The sequence below is a fragment of the Acidovorax sp. A1169 genome (assembly GCF_030704685.1).
In the GTDB taxonomy this organism is placed as follows: domain Bacteria; phylum Pseudomonadota; class Gammaproteobacteria; order Burkholderiales; family Burkholderiaceae_C; genus Acidovorax.
The window spans coordinates 1-21,696 of sequence record NZ_JAUZDX010000025.1; the positions used below are offsets into that span (position 1 = coordinate 1).

Here is a 21,696-nt window from a genome sequence, read left to right on the forward strand (position 1 = left end):
ACCCCAGGAGCCCACGGTGGCCTACAAGGCCTTCAAGAGCTACGAGCCAGGCTATCTGCACATGGATGTGAAGTACCTGCCGCAGACGCAAGACGAGAGCAGCCGGCGCTATCTGTTCGTGGCCATCGACAGGGCAACGCGATGGGTGTTCGTGCGTCTCAAGGCCAACAAGACGGCTGCCAGTGCACAGGCCTTCCTGAAGGCATTGCACAAGGCCTGCCCAATCAGGATCAACAAGCTGCTGACCGACAACGGCAAGGAGTTCACAGACCGCCTGTTTGCCAGCAAGGAGCGCGTCCGGGACGCAGGCCTGCGTCGAGTTCTTTCTTCCAATGCATCATGTCTCGACGTGCGCCTGGTCGCGTCGCCTCTGCACTCGTTCTCATCGCTCTTCTCGCGACTGTCGGACGACAGCCGGTGCCGGCTATGAATTCGCGGCCACCGTCGGCTGAAGGTGTGATGTCCGCAATTGTGGGTTTGCTGAGTGGATTGGCCCGCCGCAGCGCAGGCCGACACTGCGCAACCAGATCAACAGGCAGGACGGCGGCACCACCGGCTGCGATTTTTTTCCCGCGGTTTGAGCCATTCAGGGCTCGAAAGCCTGTTGGCCCTGGAGCGGGCGGCCGTACTCGACTTTCACGACCAAATAGCACTCGCAACTTCGTCGTTCCAGCGCCGGGCGGTCCATCACGGTAATGCGGCCCCGCGCGTACCGGATCACGCCCTCCTTCTGCAGCCGGCCTGCGGCCTCGGTCACACCTTCCCGGCGCACCCCCAGCATGTTGGCGATCAGTTCCTGGGTTGTCCACATCTCGTTACTGCGCAGCCGGTCCAGGTTGAACAGCAACCATCGGCACAGTTGCTGGTCCACACTGTGGTGACGGTTGCACACAGCAATCTGGGACACCTGCGTTATTAGTGCTTGGGTATAGCGCAATAGCAGTTGCGCCACCGGGCCAACCTGTTCGAACGCGCGCATCAAGGCAGACACGGGCAGCCGTAAACCGCTACCGGCACTGCGCACCACCGATTGGTAGGGAGTCGAGCTGCCGCCCATGAAGGACGAGATGCCCACGATCCCCTCGTTGCCCACCACGGCCACCTCTGCCGAGGCGCCACTTTCAAGAGTGTGCAGCAGCGAAACGATGCTGGTTGTGGGGAAATACACATGGCTGATGCTGCGGCCCGAAGCGTGCAACACATCCCCCAGCGGCATCTCCACCGTTTCCCACTGACCGAGCCAGTGGGAGTAGACGTCGTCAGGAAGTGCTGCTATCAATTGATTGTTCTGCGCATCTTTCACCTTGATGCCCCGCGCCTGTTCTGAGACGGCGTGAATCTGAGAGCATACGAAACGTCCTGGGCGGCATTCATCGGAGCGAAGAGGACCATGGCTTATCGATATCCGCAATCTTCAACGCCCAGTCCTCGGTAACCGATGAAGCGGCAATGGCTATCGAGCATCGGTTCGCCGCTGATCTTGAACTGCTGCTGTGTACCGTCGGGGCGCCGGCGGTGCATCAGCAGGTCGAGAAAGGGCCGACGCGCTGTGATGTTGTCCCTCAGGGTCTGGCGCTCCGCGGCGTCCCATGGGTCCACGCCGTGATCGGCGTTGCTGCTCTCGGGCACGTCGCCATCGCCTGATGCGGGTTCAGTCTGACCCAGAAGTTCCGTCACCAGGCCCGACGCCTTGGTCAAGGTGCCAGCGTCGTTCTGCTCCCAATACCAGTCGACGGCCAGTTCGGTCAGGCTGCGATAGCGAGCCTCGCTTTCCTGTAACTCTGCCGTGCGCTCCCGCACCAGGCGTTCGAGGTTGCGGTTGTGCGCTTCCAATTGCTTTTGCAGCAGGCGCACTTCGAGCATGTGGTGAATGCGGATGGTAACTTCAACCGTTTCGAAAGGCTTGTTGATGAAGTCGCGGGCCCCGGCCTGCAAGGCCCGCAGCTTGTGCACCGGCTGCGCGGTCAGCACGATCACGGGCAGGCAGGCATTTCCGGTGTCGGCCCGCAGCGCTTCCATCACGCCGAAGCCGTCCATACCGGGCATTTTCAGGTCCAGCAGGATCAGGTCGTAGTCGTGCTGGCGGTGCAGCGCAGCGACCTGGCGAGCGTCCATCGTGGCGCTGACGTTCAGGTAGCCGGCTTCGTGCAGCAGGCGTTCCAGCAAGTGCACATGCGCCGCCTGGTCGTCGACGACCAGTATTCTGGAATTCAGGAGGGCGGCTTCGGCTTGCGCATCGGTGCCGGCGCTGGGGCGGCCGTCGCTGTCGGGCGGGCTCTCGGGAGTGGCAGAGGCAGGGGCAGGGGCAGACGTATTGGCAGGAGGCAGCATAGACAAGTGTCCTTAGTCGGTGGTGCGCTGGTCTGCGCTGGGGTGGGGTACAGGGGCCAATTGCAATTCGAACCAGAAGCAACTGCCCAAGCCGGGGCGGCTTTCGACGCCGATGCGACCGCCCATCTGTTCGACGAGTCGCTGGCAGATGACCAGTCCGATGCCCGTTCCGGGCTCGGCGCTGCCTTCTTGACCCAGGCGGTTGAAGGGATCGAACAGCTGCGCCAACTGTGCCGGTGTCAGGCCCTGGCCGGTGTCTTCGACGCTGACGCGCACGGGCTGTCCAGGGGCTGCTGTGCAGCGCACGTCGACCCGCCCGGAAGCTCGGTTGTATTTGATGGCATTGGTCAGCAGGTTGATGAGCACCTGCTTGGTCCGCACCGGGTCGGCCTTCACAAGGAAGGATTCGGCCAGGACCGGAAACTCGATCTGGATGCCGCTGCGCTGAGCCTGCGGTTCGATCAGGGCCCGGCAGTCGTCCAGCACATCGGCAATGGACACGGCGCGTGAGGTGAGCACCATCTTGCCCGACTCGATGGTGCTGAAGTCGAGCAGTTCGTTGATCAGGCCCGACAGGTACCAGCCGGCAAGCAGGATCTGCTCGACGCTGTCTTGCTGCGCCGGCGTGGGCCTCGGCTTGCTGCTTTCGATCAACTGCGTGAAGCCGAGGATGGAGCTCAACGGTGAACGCAATTCATGGCTCATGTTCAGCAGGAATTGCGACTTCGCGCGGTTGGCGGCTTCGGCCTCGGCCTTGGCCGCGATGAGCGCGAATTCTGTGCTCTTGCGTTCTGTGGTGTCGTGGAACAATACAGCCACCTGAGGTGACGGAGCGTTTCCCAGGCGAAAAGCGTAGACGTCGAACCAGCGGTCCATCACAGCGGAGAACCGCTCCAGGCGCACCGGCACGCCCGTCAGGGCCACGGTCCCGAAGGTCTCGACCCACAGGGTTTCGATCCCGGGCACCAGGGCATGCAGGGTCTGGCCCTCAGCGCCGACCAGGCCGGTCTGCCGCGCGAACGACGGGTTGACCTCGAGGTAGCGCGCGTCGACGGCCGTACCGTTCTCGCCGAACATCACTTCGACCACCGCGTAGCCGGCATCGATCGAGTTGAACAGGGCCCGGTAACGTTCCTCGGAGGCGCGTAGCGCGTCCTCGGCGCGGAGGCGTTCACGCTGCAGCGCATAACGATCGACGGCGTTCTCGACCGCGCGGTTCAGGCTGTCGGCACCGGTCCAGCGCTTGCCGATGAAATCCTGCGCACCGGCACTCAACAGTTGCTGTCCTTCTTCGACGGCCGCGCCGGTGATCACCACCACAGGGCAGGGCGGCATGTCGGCGCCGTTGCGCAGGGCAGCCAGCACTTCCATCGCGTCCATGTCGGGCAGACGGTAATCCAGCAGCAGGCAATCGAAGGGCCCTTCTTCCAGCGCCAGCACCTTGCGCACCCCTTGGGCGCCGGTGCTGGCCTCGCTGAACCGAAAGCGGCGGGTGCCGCCGCGCAACAGCATCTGGCGCAAGTCCGCGCGATCCTCTGCGTTGTCTTCCATCAACAAGATGTGCCAGGGCGGTTTTTCCATCGGGCCGTCCGGGTGGTTAGCTGGTGCTTCGGACGGGCAGCACCACGCTGCCCAGCCAGTAGGCAAAGATGCTCTGCAGCACTTTCAGATGCAAGGCGTGGTCCACGGGTTTGACGTGGTAGGCGTTGGCACCGTTGGCATAGCAGAACTGCAGGTCGCGCGCGTCGGCCGACGCGCTGAGCACGACCACCGGCAAAAGGCACAAGGCATCGTCGCAGCGCACCTGGCGCAGCACTTCGCGGCCGTCGTCGCCGGGGGTGTTCAGGTCCAGCAGCACCAGCATCGTCTGCCTGTAGCGGCTGCCTTCGCCGCTGCGCAACAGGCGCAGGCACTCGGTCCCTGAATTCGCGCGCACGATCGGGTGCACGACGCCGCAGAGCCGCGCCGCATCCTGGATGGTGTCGAAGTCCTCGTCGGTGTCTTCGACCACCACGATCTGCTGCAGGCGCATCAGATGGCCCCTGCCTTCGTGCCGGGCAGCGTGAAGTAGAAAGTCGTGCCCAGACCCAGGGCGGAGTCGATCCACACGCGTCCGCCGTGGCGTTGCACCAGCTTCTGCACGATGGTCAGACCGGCGCCGACGCCGCCGCCATAGTCGTCGCGGCCGTGCATGCGCTTGAACAATCGGAACACCTGCTCATGGTGCCGCTGTTCGATGCCGATGCCTTGGTCGCGCACGTAGAAGATGCATTGCCCGGCGCTGACCGCGGGCGCATTCAGGCGTTCGGTGGCTTCATCGGCGCCGATGTAGCCCAGCTCGATGTGCGCTTGCGCTTCCCGCCTGTACTTCAGTGCGTTGGCCAGCAAGTTGCTGTAGATCTCGCAGACTCGAACCGAGTCGCACTGTACGGTGGGCATCGAACGGGGGATGTCGATGCTGCAATGGCTGTCGGTGCGGCGCGCGCCGGTCATCTCGATGGCGTCGGCCACCACAGCGTTCAGGTCAGCGGCTTGGAACTCCAGCTCCATGCGGCCCACCTGCGAGAAATGCAGCAAGGAATCCAGCAGGCTGTCCATGCGCACGGTCAATCTCATCAGGCTGGCGACGCGCTGACGGTTGACTTCTGGGTCGCCGCTGTTGGCCTGCGCGCTCTCCAGCAACTGGTAGGCATAGCGGTGGATGCCGCGCAGGGGCTCTTTCAGGTCGTGCGACGCCACATAGGCAAAGGCGTCCAGCTCTTCATTGCTGCGGGTCAGGTCGGCATTCAGGTCGGCCAGCCGTTCATTGCGGGTGATGAGGAGTTCCAGCACCAGCACTCGCAGGCGCAGCGCCGCGTCCACCTCGACCCCCGACCACGGCAGCGAGCGCCCGCGCACCGATTCGCTGAAGGTCTCGAACGACAGGCGCGGGCTCAGGCGCAGGCCGTGGGGTCCGGCCGTCAGTGGTTTGTCGTTCGGGTTGCCCGCCCACGTCACCGTCTGCATCGTCTGGGGCCTGAACCACACCAGGAGCCCGCCGCGCTGGCGCGAAAACGCGATGGCGAGCAAGCCGCTGGCCAGGTTTTCCAGCCCGATGGCCGCCGGACACACGCTGGCCAGCGCGTCGGAAAAGAACACCGGCCGCGTGGGCGAGCTGAACTCGGGCCTGTCGTACAACCACGCGGCCAGTTGGTCGAGCTTGAGCTCGTCGGGCACGTTGCCGACGCACCACCAGCGGTTCAGGTGGTGGAGCGCAGCACCGCCGGCGTCGATGGCGTCCAGCAGCGACGGTTCGTACGCGGTCAGCGCCAGCAGATCACCTTCACGCGCAGCTCGGACCACGAGCAACTGATGCACGTCTTCGAGCTTCAGGCGGTAGGCCAGTTGCTCTGCCTGCTCGGCCGATCTCAGTTTCAGCGAGGCCACCTGCGACAGCAGCTCGCAGGCGGCGCGCACTTCGTACGAGAACTGCGTGGTGGTGTAGTGGTGGCAAGCGATCAAGCCCCAGAGTTCGCCGTCGCGCATGATCGGCATCGTCAGCGACGCGGCCACGCCCATGTTCGCCAGGTACTCGGAATACATCACCGAAGCGCCTCTCAAGGCGCAATGCGTCATGTCCAGCGCCAGGCCTGTTTCGGGGTTGGCCAGCGGCACCATTTCCACCAGCGGGCCGGCGGCATCGGGCAGCGGCCGGATCCAGATGCGCTTGAAGATCTCGCGGGCAGGTTGCGGGATGTCGGTGGCCGGATAGTGCAGCCCCAGCCAGGGGTCGAGTGTGTCGCGCTTGCTCTCGGCGATGACTTCGCCATGGTGGTCGGCATGGAAGCGATAAGCCATCACGCGGTCAAGCCCGGTGATGGCACGAACCTCTTCGGTCACCTGCTGGCAGAAGTCGCGCACGCTGACCGGCGCCTGAAGTCGGCCGACAGCGCTTTTGACCAGCATGAAGAAGTCGTCGTCGGCACGGTATTCGGTGCGGCCGGTGCCTTCGAACTCCAGCACCGCGACCCCCCCGCTGGTGTGAAGGCAGACGTCAAGGGCTGCCATGCCCGAGCGCGCCGGCAAGGTGAAGGCATAGGCTGCGCCTCGGTCCAGGATGTCGCGCGCCAGCATTTCGTGAAGCCGCGCCGCATGCCCCGTACCGATCACGCGCGCAACTGGCTGACCGAGCAGCGAGCTTGCTTCTTCACCCAGGTGCTGAAGCGTGTTTTCACTGGCCTGGAGGATCTGCAGGTCTCCCAGGCGCAGCACCAGCAGGGCGCCGTGCGCCTGGATGCAGCCTGGAGTTTGCACCGGCTCGCTGTCGCAGGTGGCCAGCGTGGTGCCGTGTCTCTTTATGCTGTAGGGGCCGGAGCCCCAGGGCAGCGTCGGGTTCCCCGGGGGCTGGCTCATGGTGCAGAACTGTTTATCGGTACGGCGAATGGAGCCGAAGGCTGGGTGGCGGGAGAACCGGTGATCGATCCGTTATCACGCTGGGGCAACAGCTGTCGGCGCAACAGAGATCGAGTCTAGACTATGCCAGCCTCTGGACCGTTCGTATGTTCGCTACCGAACATAGCGTGGCGCTGCGAGTCGCCAATTTCGCGGGGCGCGCCGAGCGCATCCGGGGGGGGAATCACGACCAGTGCGGCGTTCGATGGCATGCGGCGTACCCGGCTACTGGGCTTCGATGATGCTGAAATGTCTGAAAACCGCCACGAGCACGCGGCATGCGGCGTTGGAACGGCGATTGCCGCTGCTCGATGCCAGCCTTTCCCGCACCACCTACCGCCACTTCGCTCAACGCTTGTTCGGCTTCTACGAGCCGTTGGCAACCTGACTGCTGGCGCTGCCCTGTTGGGAAATCGAGGGCATCGATTACGTGCAGCGGCGCAAGACGCCGCGCCTGCGGCATGACCTTCAGACCTGGGTGATACCGACGCAAGCATCGGGGCCTTGCCGCGTTGCGCTGACCTGCCGCCGTTGACGAACCCAGCGCTGCTTTGGGGCTGCCTCTACGTCATCGAAGGCGCCACACTGGGCGGCCCGATGATCATCAAGAACCTGAGTCTCAATCTTGGGTTGACTGTAGCCTCAGGCGCGTCGTTCTTCGACGGCTATGGCGCGCAGACCGGTTCGCGATGGAAGGCGTTTTGTGCTGCAGTGCCAGGAGAAGATGTCGACTCTCATGGCGGCGCGGAGGCCATGCTTTGTAGCGCGAACCTGACGTTCGACGTCTTCAGCGAATGGCTTTTCCCGGGTTCCGTCACAACGCCGGGCAGGGACTTCATCGAGGCGGGTTGCAGGTCACCTCCTGAGTCGCCGGCCTGTGCTTGTCAGCGGCCGCGTCTGCTGAGGCGATGCCGGCATGAAACAGCAAAGCCTGGGACTGGGTTCGTCGAGCAAACGCACGCGCAAGTGCGAGTTCCTGGGCGTGATGGAACGCGTCGTTCCTTGGGGTGATCTTGTCGCGTTGATTGGCCCCTACCTGCCAGAAGGCCGGCGGGGAAGGCCACCGTTTGGCGTCGAAGCCATGCCCGCGCCACCTGCTCGAAGAGCACAAGCTGGCGCCCCAGATCCTGGCGACCATCAACGAATTGCTGCAGGCCAAGGGCCTATTGCTGCGCGCGGGCACGGTGGTCGATGCCACGCTGACACGACCCAGCTGTTCACGGTGTCTGCACTGTCCAACCTGTGGATGGTGCGCAGCAAACTGTTGAGAGGGCAGGTTTGGGTGCGCCTGAAACAGGCAAATGCGGCGCGATTGCCTGCAAATCAAAGCCCATTGCGGGCCGAGCGACCGCCAGGACCTGTGGATCTGAGCCCCGGTAGCCTGTCTTGGATCAAATCAAGTTGCTATCCTGCCGTGCAGCGCTTTGTGCAGATCTTCCCTAAGAGTTTGCGTCACGGTGCTGTCTGTCAAAACTCTGCCTCGCTTCTCTGAAGCGGTCCGCATTCTCGACGATCCAGGTCCACATCGGGACCATTCGAACGAGCAGTTCCATGCCCGTCTCGGACAACTCGTACTCGACTTTGGGGGGCACCTCTTCAAAATCATGACGAAGCACCAGGCCGTCACGCTCGAGCTGTCGCAAGGTGTGCGTCAACATACGTTGAGTAACCCCGTGCATGCGCCTGCCTATCTCTGCATGGCGCAGCCTGCCATACACGCCGAGCGTGTGGACTATACCGAGTGACCAACGGCTTCCAGCATGTGCGAGCACCTCTCGCCGCAGCCCATCATCATCGTCTCTCAGGCCGTCGCACACGGTCTGCGAATACTGAAGAATTTCGTCTCGATTCATGGATATTTAGCTCCCGGTATCACGCGTGTGCCTTCTTACATTCACGCCCATGCGTCGCTAGACTGCCGCTACTTTTTCTTTAGCAGGCTATACGATGAACCCAACCGATCCTAACGCTACATCTCAGAACATTCTCGTGCTCGGTGCCGGCGAACTCGGCCTCCCGGTGCTGCGCAATCTTGCGCGCCGGGCGAAGGACGTGGATGGCGCGAAGATCAGCGTGCTGCTGCGCGCGAGTGCGGTTGAGTCCAGTGCACCGGGCAAACGAAGGGACGTCAAGGAAATCCGAGACCTTGGGATCGAGATCGTCATAGGCGATCTTGTGAAGAGCTCCATCGATGAGCTCGCTTTGGTGTTTGCGCGGTATGACACGGTGATCGGTTGCGCGGGCTACGCGGCAGGAATCGACACGCCGATGAAGTTGGCGCGGGCCGCCTTGCAGGCGCGCATCCCGAGGTACTTCCCATGGCAGTTCGGGGTCGATTTCGACGTGATCGGCCGCGGCAGCCCCCAGGACATCTTTGACGCACAGCTGGACGTGCGCGAATTGCTGCGCAGTCAGAACCAGACTGAGTGGGTCATCATCTCGACCGGCATGTTCATGAGCTACCTGTTTGAGCCGGACTTCGGTGTTGTTGACCTTCAGAACGATGCAGTCCACGCCCTGGGCAGCCTCGACACCGCTGTGACGCTGACGACGCCCGAAGATATTGGAGCGTTGACTGCCGCTATCGTCTTCGTCAAACCGCGCATCCGCAACGAGATCGTGTATCTCGCCGGCGATACCGTGACTTACGGGGAGGTCGCCGACAAACTGCAAGCGGCCCTTGGCCGCCCCTTCAGCCGTTCCGAGTGGAGCGAGCAGTATTTGCTCGATGAGCTTGCGCAAGACCCGGAAAACATGATGCGAAAGTATCGTGCGGCTTTTGCGCAAGGGCGGGGTGTCGCGTGGGACAAGAGCGGGACGTTCAATCAACACCGCGCCATTCCGGTCACCGACGTAGCATCGTGGATCAATACAAACCTGATTTCGCTTCGCAGCGAGTAGTTATGGGTCTGGCCATCTAGGACTTGGAGCGTCGAAAGCGAAAATCGGCCTCAGCGAGGACAGTTTTTGCCGGATTTGCAGCCGACGATTTCCGAGTCCGACAGGCTCCTGGGCAAACGGCATCGACGACAGCCGCACTGGGTGCCAAAATTTTCCGAGCATCGCAAGTGCGTGGTGACCCTTCGGGTTACGCTGGCACCCTGCCCCACCCCACGGGGCGCCACGAGGAGCGCAAGCAGGTGAACCGCATCGACCAAGAGACCGCAGAACGCCTGGGCTTCCCCAAGCAGCACTACATGGCCATCGAACGCGAACGGCGCTGGCTGTGCAGCGAAGTGCCGCGCGAACGCATTCACCGCACGGAGGCGATCACCGACCTCTATGTGACCGGCGCGCGGCTGCGGCTTCGCGAGGCCCGCCCGGTCGGCGGTGGCGCCCCCATGCTGCGGCTCACGCGCAAGGGGGACGTGGACATCCACACCCGGCTGATCACCTCCATCTACCTGCCCGAGGAAGAGTTTGCCGTGCTCGCCACCTCCCTGCCGGGGCGCCGCATCAGAAAGCTGCGGCACCGGCTCGTGCCGGTGGACGGCGTGTTCGTGGTCGTCGACGAGTTCCTGGGCGAACTCGCGGGGCTGCTGCTGGCCGAGGCCGAGTTCGACACCCCAGAACTCCTGGCCGCGTTCCCGGGGCCGGACTTTGCCACCCGCGAGGTGACCGGCGACCCACGTTTCACCGGGGGCTACCTCGTGAACAACGGCATCCCTGTGTAGCCGCAGGCACGCTCTGGCTGGCACCGCACCGACACGCGCCAGTTGCGCCCGCGCCTGTTTCGCATCGCGCACAGGGCACATGCGTATTTCGGCCGTGCTGGACATCGGGGTCGGCACCGCGAGCAGAGGTCAGTAAATGGCCGGCTAAACCATCGCGCGTTGAAACGCCATGCAGTGACGAGCGGGGGATTCAGTGCGCCATGGTTATCGCGATGGTGGCTGGATGGGACGGGTGTGGACGACGGGTACCGCCGTGACCGCCTCATGGCACCGCAGGGGGCGGCCCCGAAAAAAGTCGCCCGAAGATCGTACACACCACGGCCGCCGCACGGGCCTGCCCCACCCATCGCCCAGCCTCACCCAAATGGGTGCGCGCGCTACCTTTGTGACACCCGACACAGACGGATCACCGCTGTTCGACAAAGATTGGTTTACCCCCGTTACGTGCGCACAGCACCGCACCGCTGCGCGCGCTGCACAAGGTGGGCTGTCTTTTTTATCATTTGAACCGAGAGGGTTTCGACCATGCCAGTGACGACTACCACCACCCCGCCCCAATTGCCCAGCCCTTCGCGCGCCCCGCGCCAGCGGCAACAGCCCCCCCGCAGTGGCCGCGCACCTGCGGCCCGCCTGGCGCTGGCGGCACTGCCGCTGGTGCTATTGGTGGCATGCGGTGGCGGTGATGGCGATGCGGAGCCGGTGACCCCGCCGCCCGTCACGCCGCCCGTCACCGGCTACACCGTGGGAGGTACCGTCGCAGGCCTGGGCGAGGGGCGCAACCTGGTACTGCAGGTGCAGGGCGCAGACGACCTGACGGTTGCCGCCAACGGCAGCTTCGTGATGGGGCGCCGCTTCGAGAGGTTCAGCATTGCAGTCGTCACCATTGCCTCGCACCCCGAGGGCCAGCGCTGCAGCGTGGCGCAGCCAAGGCAGGTGGTGAACGAGGCCAATGTGACCGACGTGTCCGTGAGCTGCGCGAGCCTGCCCGCTGGCACCCGCAACCTGAGCGGCGTGGTCACGGGCCTGGTGCCGCGCAGCCCGCTGGTGCTGCAGAACAACCAGGGCGACAACCTGACCGTCAAGGCCGATGGGCGCTTTTTCTTCAACACGGCGGTCGCCAGCGGCGCCACCTACGCGGTGCAGGTGCAGACGCAGCCGGCCGGCCAGACCTGCAGCGTGGCCAACGCCAGCGGCACGGTGGGCGCCAGCAGCGACGTGCGCTCGGTGCAGGTCACCTGCACCGGCCTGCCCCAGGCCGCGCCAGAGGGCGCCTGGGCTTCCGAGTATTGCTCCTCGGGCTTCGACGTCAGCACGCGCGAGTATTTGAACATTGTGCGTGAAGGAGATTTGCGTGCCATCGCTACCCAGGGATCGGTAACCAGGTGGGGCCTGTTCTGCAGCCCCGGCAGCGAGGCGCTGACCGGCCGGCCAGCGGTACGCGTCGAGTTCGACCGGCAGGAAACCCGCGGCTCCCTCACCGCCTTCTGGGGCACGCAGACCAGCAGCACGGGCACCAAACGTGTGGTGTGGGCGCGCAAGGGCCCGTACCTGTGCCTGCTGCCGCGCAAGACGTTCGACCAGCCCGACCCCGTCAAGGACTACCCGACCATCGCCAGTGTGGAGCAGGACACGGACGAGTCCATCCAGGCGAAGGTTTGCTATTTGAAGTCGCCCAACTGAGGCGCCGGGGATAAGGCACGGCGGGGGCCAGCCCGGCGTGCGCTGGCCGGCTGCCGGCCGGCGCACGCTGCCCGGCTGGTGCCTGCCCGCGGACGCTGTAGCTTCACGTCTGCTGTCCAGAGAGAGCTACTTCCGCTTCGGGCCACACCGGTCCACTGCGACCATGGCGGTAGCCGGCCTAAGCCGGACGTTCGCACACCACGCAAGCGCGAAGAAGACACTTCCACTAAGCATGAATTCTTCATGCATTGAAGAGCACTCTAATTGGTAAAACACGACAACAACATCGACGTCCTGCGCGCCTGCGCCATCCTTTCGGTCGCCCTGCACCACTTCTCGATTTACTCCGGCATTGCGGTGCCGCTGTTCGGTCGCCACGGCGGTGGTATTGGTGTGCAGCTGTTCTTCCTGATCTCTGGCTACCTCATCATCCAGAGCGCCGAGCGCAACAGCCTGGCCGACTATGCCAAAGCACGGTTCTTTCGCATCTTCCCGGTGTACTGGGTCGCCCTGGGGGGCATCGTGCTCATCGAGATGGCGGTGGTGCCGGGGTTCCGCCAGTTGATGTTCAATGAGTACCCGCATTTCCTGTTGAACCTGCTGAACCTGCAGCAGCTGTCCCTGCTGAGCAGCCTGTTTTTCGATCGTGTGCACGTCGGGTGGACACTCACGGTGGAGCTCTTCTGGTATGGCATCGTGATTGTTTTGGCTGTGGTGGCACACCGTGTGCGCTGGCGGCATTTCTGGCTCGCTGTGCTTGCCTTCACCACGCTGCTGTCCATCGGCTGGATCAAGGCTGCCAACGCCGGGGCGCTGGATTTCCTGTACCTTGGCCAGGCGCGTAGCGTCGGCGTGGAGTTCTCACCTGCGCTGCAGCTCGCGCTGATCAAGTCCAACATCGTGGGCTATCTGTACTTCTTCGTGCTGGGCACGGTGATCTACCGGTACGAGCGGGTGCTCCGGCGCATCCCTAGCGGCATCCTGTGGCCTGCAACGCTGCTGCTTATCGTGCTGTGGTCACCGTGGCAGGGGTTAGTTGGCTTTGCGCCGCAGCCACTCGCCGCAGTGGGCTTGGCCGGCGTGTTCATCCTGTTGCTCAAGCTGCCGCCTGTTCAGGACGCGCTGTTGCGCTACATCGGCAAGATCTCCTACTCGCTGTACCTCGTCCACGCAAAGGTAATGGTTGTCGTCTATGTCAATCTGCAGTGGACCGGTGCGGATGCCCACATCGCCGTCATTGTTGCCACCCTGCTGCTGAGCATCGGGCTGTATTACACAGTGGAGCAACCCATGATCGAGTTTGGCAAACGCTTTCGGAGTACGGTCACCACTCGCATGCCCGCCGGCACCTTGGCATGAGAGCGGCCAACAAAACTCAGCGAAGCGGTTCTGGCCAAGCGCTGCGTCGCGGGCAGTGCGAGCAGTACGGCAAGACGCTGTAACGACGCCAGAAGAGCTTTGTTAGCCGCTCCAAGCTGCCTCATCTGTCCATCGCCGCTCGTAGCGAGCCCTTGGTCTACCGGTACCTTTCGGCCTGCGAAGCCGGGCTGTGACCGAGTGATCGCTTTGGTGAGGCATTTCCAACGACGGCTTTGGGCCGAGGCTGTGTGGAAACGCTCAACAAGCATGCGAGCCGGCCCCATCCCGCCGCACTGAGCCGCATTTTCCATCAGTGCTGTTGCACAGCCGGTTTTGGCGCACCTGGGGCCTTTTGACGCCTTCCTGAAGCCTTTCTCGGCCTGTAAAAAGCCAACAAAGGCCTCACGCCTTCGCCATCCGCATCGCCTGCATCATCTGCGCGATCCCCATCACGCCCATCACCCGCTTGAGGTTGTAGGCCAGCACATGCAGGCTCATCTCGGTGCCCACGTGCTTGAGGGTCTTCATCAGGAAGTGCGTCGAGCCCATCCAGTGCTTGAGCGTTCCGAAGACATGCTCCACGGTGGATCTGCGCAATGTCATCGCCTCGGGATTGCCGTCCAGCCGTTGCTGAACGCGCTCCAGCACTTCTTCGTGTTCCCATCGCCGGACACGTCGGTATTTGCTGGTCGTGCATTGCTCGCGCAGCGGGCAGTGCGGACAGGCGCTTGACCAATAGATGCTCAGGCTCAAGCCCTTCTCGAGCGTTTTGAACCGATGGATTGCACGCTCGCCTGCAGGGCATTGGTACTCGTCGTCCTTGGCGATGTAGATGAAGTCGCCTTTGTCGAAGCGCCCCTGGGCCTTGGCGTTGGATGTCATCGGCTTGGGCACGAAGGTCGTGATGCCAGCGTCTTCGCAGGCCTTGAGCTGCGGGCCACTGAAGTAGCCCCTATCAGCGAAGGCCTGCAGGTTCTCGCTTCCCATGGCCTGGTCAGCAGCGCAGGCCATGTTGTGCAGTTGTGCACGGTCATTGCCGAGGTTCGTGACCTCGTGCGCAACGATCAGGTGGTGCCTGGCATCGACAGCGGTCTGCACGTTGTAGCCCACCAGGCCCGATCCCTTGGCCTGGGTGGCCATCGAACGTGCATCGGGGTCGGTGAGTGAGACCTGGCCATCGGGCAGGTTCTTCAATTGCTCCTTGAGACCGTCAAGTTGCCGCATCTGTTCGCGCAGCTTTTGAAGCTTCTCCTGCAGTCGTTCTGTCTTGGCTTCGACCTCAGCGGGCTGCGTGCGGTCTGCGGTCTCCAGCGCGTCCAGGTAACGCTGGATGCTCTGCTCGATCTGCTGCTGGCGGGCCTCGATCTTGCCAGGCGTGAAGTTGCGGTCGCGGCTGTTCACGGCCTTGAACTTGCTGCCATCAATCGCCACGATGGCCTGCGAGAAGAGGTTCAACTGTCGGCACATGGCGATGAAGCGCTTGCAGACGTTGCGGATGCCAGCGCCGTTGTGTCGACGGAAGTCCGCAATGGTCTTGAAGTCAGGTGCAAGGCGCCCCGTCAGCCACATCAGCTCGACATTGCGCTGGGCTTCGCGCTCCAGCCGGCGGCTTGACTGGATGCGGTTCAGGTACCCGTAGATGTATAGCTTGAGCAGTACGGCTGGGTGGTACGCAGGTCGGCCAGTGACTGCCGGATTGATCCCATCGAAACCGAGTGCCCGAAGATCCAGCTCTTCGACAAACACATCGACAACGCGCACCGGGTTGTCCTCTGTGATGTAGTCGTCCAGGCACTCCGGTAGCATGGTGACCTGTTGTCGGTCTTCGCCTTCGATGAATCGCTTCATGGGGCACCTCGCTTGAATCGGGTGCCGTTATTTTAGATTTGGGTAGCGGGTTGGAGGAAGGGTTTTCACACAGCCTCGGCCGATACCAGAAGTCTAGCTGTCAGCGCCCCTGCCCTGTATCACCCAAGAAGGCGACTCAGCGAAGCTGAAAAGTGCCCATCGTCGGCGAACTTGGAATGTCCACGAGCGCCGATATTTGTGTCCGATTCACCCCGGCCCCGCCGTACCACTGAATTCGATCCAACTGCCCAGAAGTGATCGAATACGCAGCGCACGGATTCCACCTGCTTTCAGGTACCGGCACCCCACTCCATGCGCACCTTCAGCGCCGCAAGGCCCTGGTCTGCCCGCTGCCGCATGACCCGCCTGGCCAGCGGGAGCAGCAGGCAGCGCACGGCAAGGCTGCGGCTTCGGCTGAACATGCGCCAGGTGAGTTCGCACGAATGCGGCGCCGTGGCGTGCAGCGAGATCTCCATGCGCGGCAGCAGCGGCAGAAACCGCCCCTCTGTGGCAAAGAACCCGGGGGCCCTGGCTTCGCGCACCTGCAGCGTGACCTGCCGGCGCCCCCTGAGTGGCACGACCACGGTTTCAAGGTACTCCTTGCCCGGCTGCCCATGGGCAAGCGCGCCGAGCGATTCGATCGAGAGGACGCCCGGGAACCATTCGCCAAACTGCTCCATGTTCGATATGTAGCCAAACACCGCCTGCACTGGCCGGTGGATGGAGACCGTCTTTTCAACCATCAGGTGCATGGTGTGCCCTCTTCAAGAAAGCCATGCTAATCTGTAGAGCGAGGTCTACAGTCAAGGGAATTTTGATGCGCATATCAGAGCTGGAAAGCCGCACCGGCCTGGGCCGCCACGCGCTGCGCTTTTATGAACGCGAGGGGCTACTCGTCGGCGTGCAACGCGGCCAGAACAACTACCGCGACTATCCCGAGTCGGCCGCCAGGGACGCGGCGCTGCTGCAGCAACTGCAGTCGCTGGGCTTCTCGCTGCAGGAGATTCGCCAGGTGCTGGATGCCATGCGCGCCAAAAGCATCGATTGCGCCAAGGGCGCCCGCCTGATGGCCGACAAGCGCACGGCGATCGAGGCCCAGATCGCCAACCTGCGCAAGGTGAGTAAGGTGCTACTGCGCGAACAGCAGCGCCTGCAAGAGCGTGCCGCGCGGTACGGGCCGCCAAAGGAATAGCAGTGGCTCAGAAAACTCAATCCTGCAGGTCCACCCCCAGGGCTTTGAGCTTCTGCGCGTACGAATCTCGGCGCTTCGCGGCCTTGGCTGCGGTGTCTGCAGCTGCTTGAATAGCGCCAGGCCCTTTCTTCGCAGCCGCTTGGATGAGCCCGAACTTGTGCGCAGCATCTGCCTGCGCCCTTTTGAAACAGGCAATGAGTTCGGCATGGGGATGGGTTGGGCTCACAGGGACCTCATTGTCTAAAGCACCATTCTCTTCGCTCCGAGGGATGCCAGGGGCGCGCGCGGCACGAGGGGGCATTGGCTCCAACGCCCGCCCGAGCGACCCGCGCTCGCAAATCCATAGCAGCCCCGCCAGCACAGTCACTATTGCGCCCCGCCGCACCAATCTTCTGCCCGCGCGCCTCAGAAATACTGTAAATTCATACAGTATTTTGGAGATTGACCATGGATGTTCTGGACGCCACCTACACCGTCGCCCTGTGCGACTACCCCGGCCTTGCGCAGGCCCAACGCACCGCTGCAGAGGTGCGCTTTGCCGTGGCCCTGGAGCACCAGTTCGGCAGCCCCGACGACATTGCCGCCACCATGCACACCATCGACGCATTGGAGCGCGTGGAGCCCGAGGATGTGTCGGCCCACGATCTGGTCGCCCTGCAGCGCTGGGTGCGGGCACTTTCTGTGGCGCGCCTGGCGGGCTACCGGGGGCTGGCCGTGCGCGACGGCAGCCGGTTCGAGGTGCGGCTGGGGTAACGGCGGCTGCATGGCGGTGGTGCTGACCACCGCCAGCCTGGTGTAACGGCACCTTACATGCCAGCACTTGCCAAACCGGCCAACGCGCTTACCCTGTAGGGAGTAGACACTCTGGCGCATTGCTGCGCGCACCCCGACACCGCATGGACCTGATCTTTCTGCGACGGCTGACCCTTGAATGCATGCCCCTGCGGCTTGTTGAACGATCCGACATCGAGGCCTACAAAGCCCTCGCGCAGGCGAATCTGGTCGAGGGCAAGGTGGTGGCTTGTGCCAGCCCCGAGCCGCATGTCGTCGTCGACTCTGTCACGCCGTATGGGCGGATATTCCTGGCGCAAAAGCAGCGCCGCACGGGCTAACCAACAGCCTGCGCCGGCCGCGCACTTCCCTCAGCTCGTGCTGTTTGTGCACCACCTGTGGCGGCGGGGTTTGCAACGAACTGCAACGAACGGGTAGTGGACTGGAGCGCGCTCTGCCACCCAATTCCGGCTCACTGTGTCACGCGCTGCCGCAAGGCGAGCTGCAGACCCGGTGTGGCACGGTTCATGTCCCGCAGAAACGATGCCACGAGGTTGTGAACGCTCTGGGCGTCGAGCTGGCTTTCCAGCCAGATCTCCAGGCCCTGATCGCCATGCCTGACTGCGGTGAGTGACATGCCCATGCGCGGCACGGATTGAAGAAACTGCCCGAGCGCATCGCTCAGGCGGCTGTACGCCTGCAGCACTTCGCCAGGGCATGGCGGCCTTTCGTCAGGAGACGAGGCATCGGGCGCGTCGATGGGTGCAATGTGAAAGCGGTAGATCATCGGTCAGCCTGAAACGGTGCATACAGTTTCCAGGCAGTCCCGATGGCCGCCTGTAGGAGAACCCGCTGGCCAACCGTTCGTGAACACCGCTGTTACCTGTGTCCACACACAGTGCGCGGTACAACCGCAACGCATGGGGCCTTGTAGGACGCACCCTTCCTTGGCCTGCCGAAGTGGGCTGACTTTCGTTTCGACACCACCCATTCAAAATTGGATACAGCCAGCGCAAAGGCCGCGCAATACCGCAAGCGGCCTGGTCCCACAGGGGATGCATGCGCAGCACGGGCCCCACCCCCAGCGGGGGCAGGCCACAGAAAGGATCCATTTGACAAGCACCCTCAGCACCCCTATCGCAACCGCACCCGCCACACAAGGCATCGCACGCACCGGCATTGCCGGGCTCGACGACGTGCTGGCCGGTGGCCTGCCCACGCGGCACCTCTACCTGGTCGAAGGCAGCCCCGGCACCGGCAAGACCACGCTGGCGCTGCAGTTCCTGATCGAGGGGCGCGAGCAAGGCGAGCGGGGGCTGTACGTCACCCTGTCGGAAACCTCGGAAGAGCTGGAGCAGGTCGCCCAATCCCACGGCTGGTCGCTCGACGGCATCAAGGTCTTCGACCTGGTGAGTGACGAAGGGCTGAGCGAAGACGCCGAGCAGACCATCCTGCACCCCTCGGAGTTCGAGCTGGGCGAGACCACCCGCGAGGTGATGAAACTGGTGGGTGAGCTCAAGCCCCAGCGCGTGGCCTTCGACAGCCTGTCCGAGCTGCGCCTGCTGGCCCAGAGCCCCCTGCGCTACCGGCGCCAGATACTCGCCCTGAAGCGCTTCTTCGCGCAGATGGGCTGCACCGTGCTCATGCTCGACGACAAGACCTCAGGCGAAGGCGACCAGCAGCTGCACAGCATTGCGCATGGCGTGGTGCATTTGAACCAGAACACCAACACCTATGGGCCCGACAAGCGCCAGCTGCGCGTGGTCAAGCTGCGCGGGGTGCGGTTTCGCAGCGGCGACCACGACTTTGATCTGGACCGGGGGGGCCTGGTGGTTTTTCCGCGCCTGTCTGCGGGCGAGCATGGCGGCAGCTTCGACGACGCGCCCATCCCCACCGGCACGGCGGCCTTCGACGAAATGCTGGGCGGCGGCCTGTCGCCCGGCAGCAACCTGCTGCTGGCCGGCCCGGCCGGCGTGGGCAAGACCACCACCGCCACCAGCTGTGCGGTGGCCGCCATGCGGCGCGGCGACAAGGTGGCTTTCTACCACTTCGACGAAGGCCTCAAATCCCTGCGCCAGCGCTCGCTCGCCCTGGGGCTTGATATCGACCCCTTCATCGCATCGGGCCAGCTGCTGATCCGCTCGTTCGACCCGGCCGAGGTCTCGCCCGGCCAGTTTGCCCAAGCGGTGCGCAATGCGGTCGAAGTCGACGGGGTGAAGATGGTGGTGCTCGATAGCCTGAACTCCTACATGCAGGCCATGCCCGGCGGGCAGTACCTGCTGCTGCAGATGCACGAACTGCTGTCGTACCTGAACCTCAAGGGCGTGGTCACGCTCATCATCCTGTCGCTGCACGGCACCGTGGGCGAGATACGCTCCGACATCGACCTGAGCTACCTGAGCGATGCCATGGTGCAGTACCGCTTCTTTGAAGCACGCGGCGAGGTGCTCAAGGCCATCTCGGTCATCAAGAGCCGCACCACGGCGCACCAGACCACCATCCGCGAGTTCCGCCTGGGCCCCAACGGGGTCGAGATTGGCAAGCCCCTGTCCGACTTCCACGGCATCCTGGTCGGCGCCGCGCAGTACACGGGCCGCCAGCCCCTGCTGGGCGACCGCGACAACGCCCCTTCGGGCGCATGACCGGGCAGCGCATGGAGAGCCGTGTCCTCATTCTGGCGCCCCACGGGCGCGACGCCAAGGTCATCGCATCGGTGGTGTGCGGCGATGGCGTGCAATGCGTGGTCTGCCCCGACGCGGCAGCGCTGCTGGCCGAGCTGGAGGTCGCAGCGGCCGCCGCCATCCTCACCGAGGAAGTGCTCGCGGGCGGCCTCGGTGAATCGCTGCGGCAGTACCTGGTGCGCCAGCACGCGTGGGCGGATTTTCCGTTCGTCGTGCTGGCCACGCGCCAGGCCAGCCGCCGGTCGCTGCGCGCCACCGCCTCGCTGCACGAGCTGGGCAACCTGGTCATCCTGGAGCGCCCGGTCAACCCCGAGACGCTGGTGAGCGCAGTGCGCTCGGCACTGCGGGCGCGCACACGGCAGTACGCCACGCGGCGGCACCTGTCCGACCTGGAGACCGCGAAACAGACGGTGGAGCGGCTCAACGCCGGGCTCGAAAGCCGCATCGCCGCGCGCACCAGCGACCTGGCGAATGCCAACGACCGGCTGATGCGGGAGATCGCCGACCGCGAACGCATGCAGTCCAAGGTGGTGCAGGGCCAAAAGCTCGAAGCCATTGGCCGGCTCACCGGCGGCATTGCGCACGACTTCAACAACCTGCTGCACGCGGTCAGCCTGAACCTGCAGTTCATCATGCGCCTGGCCACCGAAAAGCGCCTGGCCGACTACGCACGCCGCGCCAAGGATTCGGTGGACCGCGGCGCACGCCTGACCGCCCAGCTGCTGTCGTTTGCGCGCGCGCAAAGCCTGCTGCCCCGGCTGCACGACGTGAACGCCATGGTGCTCAACCTGCGCGAACTGATCGAGGTGTCGGTGGGCTCCAAGGTGCAGGTCCGCATCGACATCTGCGATGGCCAGGCCTGGGCCCTGCTCGACGGCGCACAGCTCGAAATGGCCCTGCTGAACATGGCCGTCAACTCACGCGATGCCATGCCCGACGGCGGCACCCTGACCATCCGCACTGCCCTGCCCTGCGCGGCAGATGGCAGCCGCCAGGTGCACATCAGCGTGCAGGACACCGGCTGCGGCATCCCCGAGGCCCTGCAGACCAAGGTGTTCGACCCCTTCTTCACCACCAAGGGCGAAGGCGAAGGCACAGGCCTGGGGCTCAGCCAGGTCTACGGCTTTGCCAACCAGTCCGGCGGCAGCGTGGAGATGCACAGCACCGAGGGCGAAGGCACCACCCTCACGCTGCGCTTCGCGCAGGCCCACGACGCCTCGGGCGACGACAACGGCAGCACCGCAGCCGCCGACCGCAGCGGCCCTGCGTACACCAAGGCCCGCACCGAGGTGCTGGTGGTGGAAGACGACGACGCCGTAAGGCAGGGCATCGCCGAAGGGCTGCGACTGCTGAGCTACAGCGTGCGCGAAGCCAGCGACGGCGAGAGCGGCCTGCGCGAGCTGCGCCGGCGCATGCCCGACCTGCTGATGGCCGACTACCTCATGCCCGGCATGAACGGCGCCGAGTTCATCACCGCCGCGCGGCAAATCTACCCCGGCATCCCGGTGCTGATGGCCACGGGCTACGCCGACATGGCCGAGGTCGAGAAACTCGTGGGCGTGCAATCGGTGCTCAAGAAGCCTTTCGATCTGGAAACGCTGAACGCTGCAGTGGGCAACGAACTGGCGCGGGCGCGGCTACAGGCCTGATGCGAGTGCCCTGGCAGCCGGGGGGCAGACATATGCGCCTGCAGGTTCTGAAAAAGGCCCTGCGTGCGCATGCACACGCA

Annotated in this window: 21 protein-coding genes and 2 pseudogenes; 13 read left to right on the forward strand and 10 right to left on the reverse strand. The window is 64.0% G+C overall.

From position 1 onward, the window contains the following. Positions 1–295 (forward strand): annotated as a pseudogene (locus tag QYL93_RS27560) (DDE-type integrase/transposase/recombinase); the annotation flags it as partial. A 291-nt stretch (positions 296–586) separates the two neighbouring features. Here the strand turns inward: QYL93_RS27560 and QYL93_RS27565 are convergent. From QYL93_RS27565 to QYL93_RS27585, 5 genes are all read right to left on the reverse strand, one after another. Beyond that, positions 587–1,303 (reverse strand): Crp/Fnr family transcriptional regulator, encoded by a 717-nt coding sequence (locus QYL93_RS27565; RefSeq protein WP_305746660.1) that lies wholly within the window; start codon positions 1,301–1,303, stop codon positions 587–589. Between the two features lie 92 nt (positions 1,304–1,395). Then, the gene (locus tag QYL93_RS27570; RefSeq protein ID WP_305746661.1) at positions 1,396–2,331 is read right to left on the reverse strand and encodes a response regulator; all 936 of its coding nucleotides are present in this window, start codon (positions 2,329–2,331) and stop codon (positions 1,396–1,398) included. A gap of 12 nt (positions 2,332–2,343) precedes the next feature. Then, positions 2,344–3,912: an ATP-binding protein gene (locus QYL93_RS27575; protein ID WP_305746662.1), complete on the reverse strand. Its 1,569-nt coding sequence runs from the start codon at positions 3,910–3,912 to the stop codon at positions 2,344–2,346. Positions 3,913–3,928: 16 nt separating this feature from the next. Next, positions 3,929–4,363 (reverse strand): response regulator, encoded by a 435-nt coding sequence (locus QYL93_RS27580; RefSeq protein ID WP_305746663.1) that lies wholly within the window; start codon positions 4,361–4,363, stop codon positions 3,929–3,931. Beyond that, a complete protein-coding gene (locus tag QYL93_RS27585) occupies positions 4,363–6,723 on the reverse strand; it encodes an ATP-binding protein (protein WP_305746664.1) in 2,361 nt (786 codons plus the stop codon). Before QYL93_RS27585 ends, QYL93_RS27580 begins: the two co-directional genes overlap by 1 nt. 277 nt (positions 6,724–7,000) lie before the next feature. Between QYL93_RS27585 and QYL93_RS27590 the strand changes: the two genes are divergently transcribed. The 3 genes and pseudogenes from QYL93_RS27590 to QYL93_RS27595 form a co-directional block, all read left to right on the forward strand. Further along, positions 7,001–7,150: a hypothetical protein gene (locus QYL93_RS27590; protein ID WP_305746665.1), complete on the forward strand. Its 150-nt coding sequence runs from the start codon at positions 7,001–7,003 to the stop codon at positions 7,148–7,150. Positions 7,151–7,236: 86 nt separating this feature from the next. Then, positions 7,237–7,773 carry a biliverdin-producing heme oxygenase gene (locus tag QYL93_RS32020; protein WP_370877052.1) on the forward strand — a complete coding sequence of 179 codons (537 nt, stop codon included), beginning with the start codon at positions 7,237–7,239 and terminating at the stop codon, positions 7,771–7,773. Next, positions 7,679–7,964, forward strand: a pseudogene (locus QYL93_RS27595) (IS5/IS1182 family transposase); the annotation flags it as partial. The gene QYL93_RS32020 and the pseudogene QYL93_RS27595, both read left to right, overlap by 95 nt. A gap of 237 nt (positions 7,965–8,201) precedes the next feature. Here the strand turns inward: QYL93_RS27595 and QYL93_RS27600 are convergent. Next, positions 8,202–8,615, reverse strand: a complete 414-nt coding sequence (locus QYL93_RS27600) for a helix-turn-helix domain-containing protein (RefSeq protein WP_305746666.1) — start codon at positions 8,613–8,615, stop codon at positions 8,202–8,204. A gap of 94 nt (positions 8,616–8,709) precedes the next feature. On the opposite strand from QYL93_RS27600, the gene QYL93_RS27605 reads away from it, so the two are divergent. The 4 genes from QYL93_RS27605 to QYL93_RS27620 all read left to right on the forward strand — a co-directional run bounded on the left by QYL93_RS27605 (position 8,710) and on the right by QYL93_RS27620 (position 13,475). Further along, entirely contained in the window at positions 8,710–9,663 is a 954-nt protein-coding gene (locus QYL93_RS27605; RefSeq protein ID WP_305746667.1) for an aromatic alcohol reductase, read from the forward strand. Between the two features lie 167 nt (positions 9,664–9,830). Next, positions 9,831–10,436, forward strand: a complete 606-nt coding sequence (locus QYL93_RS27610; RefSeq protein ID WP_305746668.1) for a hypothetical protein — start codon at positions 9,831–9,833, stop codon at positions 10,434–10,436. A gap of 525 nt (positions 10,437–10,961) precedes the next feature. After that, entirely contained in the window at positions 10,962–12,116 is a 1,155-nt protein-coding gene (locus QYL93_RS27615) for a hypothetical protein (RefSeq protein WP_305746669.1), read from the forward strand. 264 nt (positions 12,117–12,380) lie between these two features. Further along, positions 12,381–13,475 carry an acyltransferase gene (locus QYL93_RS27620; protein ID WP_305746670.1) on the forward strand — a complete coding sequence of 365 codons (1,095 nt, stop codon included), beginning with the start codon at positions 12,381–12,383 and terminating at the stop codon, positions 13,473–13,475. A 402-nt stretch (positions 13,476–13,877) separates the two neighbouring features. Here QYL93_RS27620 and QYL93_RS27625 read toward each other — a convergent pair whose 3' ends face one another. Next, positions 13,878–15,323 (reverse strand): IS1182 family transposase, encoded by a 1,446-nt coding sequence (locus QYL93_RS27625; RefSeq protein ID WP_305746671.1) that lies wholly within the window; start codon positions 15,321–15,323, stop codon positions 13,878–13,880. A gap of 290 nt (positions 15,324–15,613) precedes the next feature. Beyond that, on the reverse strand, positions 15,614–16,075 hold the full coding sequence (locus QYL93_RS27630) for an SRPBCC family protein (RefSeq protein ID WP_305746672.1): 462 nt from the start codon (positions 16,073–16,075) through the stop codon (positions 15,614–15,616). A gap of 65 nt (positions 16,076–16,140) precedes the next feature. Between QYL93_RS27630 and QYL93_RS27635 the strand changes: the two genes are divergently transcribed. After that, complete coding sequence (locus QYL93_RS27635; protein ID WP_305746673.1) at positions 16,141–16,515, forward strand: MerR family transcriptional regulator; 375 nt, start codon at positions 16,141–16,143, stop codon at positions 16,513–16,515. 16 nt (positions 16,516–16,531) lie between these two features. Here the strand turns inward: QYL93_RS27635 and QYL93_RS27640 are convergent, their stop codons facing one another. Further along, positions 16,532–16,741, reverse strand: a complete 210-nt coding sequence (locus tag QYL93_RS27640) for a hypothetical protein (protein WP_057202824.1) — start codon at positions 16,739–16,741, stop codon at positions 16,532–16,534. Positions 16,742–16,962: 221 nt separating this feature from the next. Here QYL93_RS27640 and QYL93_RS27645 point away from each other — a divergent pair, with 221 nt between their 5' ends. Both QYL93_RS27645 and QYL93_RS27650 read left to right on the forward strand, forming a co-directional pair. Beyond that, positions 16,963–17,268 carry a hypothetical protein gene (locus QYL93_RS27645; protein ID WP_305746674.1) on the forward strand — a complete coding sequence of 102 codons (306 nt, stop codon included), beginning with the start codon at positions 16,963–16,965 and terminating at the stop codon, positions 17,266–17,268. A gap of 143 nt (positions 17,269–17,411) precedes the next feature. Next, positions 17,412–17,627, forward strand: coding sequence for a hypothetical protein (locus QYL93_RS27650; RefSeq protein ID WP_305746675.1), 216 nt, complete (start codon positions 17,412–17,414; stop codon positions 17,625–17,627). Between the two features lie 131 nt (positions 17,628–17,758). Here QYL93_RS27650 and QYL93_RS27655 read toward each other — a convergent pair whose 3' ends face one another. Beyond that, complete coding sequence (locus tag QYL93_RS27655; RefSeq protein ID WP_305746676.1) at positions 17,759–18,073, reverse strand: hypothetical protein; 315 nt, start codon at positions 18,071–18,073, stop codon at positions 17,759–17,761. Between the two features lie 325 nt (positions 18,074–18,398). On the opposite strand from QYL93_RS27655, the gene QYL93_RS27660 reads away from it, so the two are divergent. After that, on the forward strand, positions 18,399–19,928 hold the full coding sequence (locus tag QYL93_RS27660; RefSeq protein WP_305746677.1) for an ATPase domain-containing protein: 1,530 nt from the start codon (positions 18,399–18,401) through the stop codon (positions 19,926–19,928). Continuing rightward, entirely contained in the window at positions 19,925–21,616 is a 1,692-nt protein-coding gene (locus QYL93_RS27665; protein ID WP_305746678.1) for a response regulator, read from the forward strand. The genes QYL93_RS27660 and QYL93_RS27665 overlap by 4 nt, the downstream gene beginning before the upstream one ends. Positions 21,617–21,696: the final 80 nt, after the last annotated feature.

What these genes read in the sequence shown, in the direction of transcription:
- QYL93_RS27635 (WP_305746673.1), top strand. Translation starts at nt 16,141, where the DNA reads ATGCGCATATCAGAGCTGGAAAGCCGCACCGGCCTGGGCCGCCACGCG.
- QYL93_RS27645 (WP_305746674.1), top strand. Translation starts at nt 16,963, where the DNA reads ATGGATGTTCTGGACGCCACCTACACCGTCGCCCTGTGCGACTACCCC.
- QYL93_RS27655 (WP_305746676.1), bottom strand. Translation starts at nt 18,073, where the DNA reads ATGATCTACCGCTTTCACATTGCACCCATCGACGCGCCCGATGCCTCG.
- QYL93_RS27625 (WP_305746671.1), bottom strand. Translation starts at nt 15,323, where the DNA reads ATGAAGCGATTCATCGAAGGCGAAGACCGACAACAGGTCACCATGCTA.
- QYL93_RS27580 (WP_305746663.1), bottom strand. Translation starts at nt 4,363, where the DNA reads ATGCGCCTGCAGCAGATCGTGGTGGTCGAAGACACCGACGAGGACTTC.
- QYL93_RS27605 (WP_305746667.1), top strand. Translation starts at nt 8,710, where the DNA reads ATGAACCCAACCGATCCTAACGCTACATCTCAGAACATTCTCGTGCTC.
- QYL93_RS27575 (WP_305746662.1), bottom strand. Translation starts at nt 3,912, where the DNA reads ATGGAAAAACCGCCCTGGCACATCTTGTTGATGGAAGACAACGCAGAG.
- QYL93_RS27585 (WP_305746664.1), bottom strand. Translation starts at nt 6,723, where the DNA reads ATGAGCCAGCCCCCGGGGAACCCGACGCTGCCCTGGGGCTCCGGCCCC.
- QYL93_RS27570 (WP_305746661.1), bottom strand. Translation starts at nt 2,331, where the DNA reads ATGCTGCCTCCTGCCAATACGTCTGCCCCTGCCCCTGCCTCTGCCACT.
- QYL93_RS27665 (WP_305746678.1), top strand. Translation starts at nt 19,925, where the DNA reads ATGACCGGGCAGCGCATGGAGAGCCGTGTCCTCATTCTGGCGCCCCAC.
- QYL93_RS27590 (WP_305746665.1), top strand. Translation starts at nt 7,001, where the DNA reads ATGATGCTGAAATGTCTGAAAACCGCCACGAGCACGCGGCATGCGGCG.
- QYL93_RS27630 (WP_305746672.1), bottom strand. Translation starts at nt 16,075, where the DNA reads ATGCACCTGATGGTTGAAAAGACGGTCTCCATCCACCGGCCAGTGCAG.
- QYL93_RS27615 (WP_305746669.1), top strand. Translation starts at nt 10,962, where the DNA reads ATGCCAGTGACGACTACCACCACCCCGCCCCAATTGCCCAGCCCTTCG.
- QYL93_RS27650 (WP_305746675.1), top strand. Translation starts at nt 17,412, where the DNA reads ATGGACCTGATCTTTCTGCGACGGCTGACCCTTGAATGCATGCCCCTG.
- QYL93_RS27600 (WP_305746666.1), bottom strand. Translation starts at nt 8,615, where the DNA reads ATGAATCGAGACGAAATTCTTCAGTATTCGCAGACCGTGTGCGACGGC.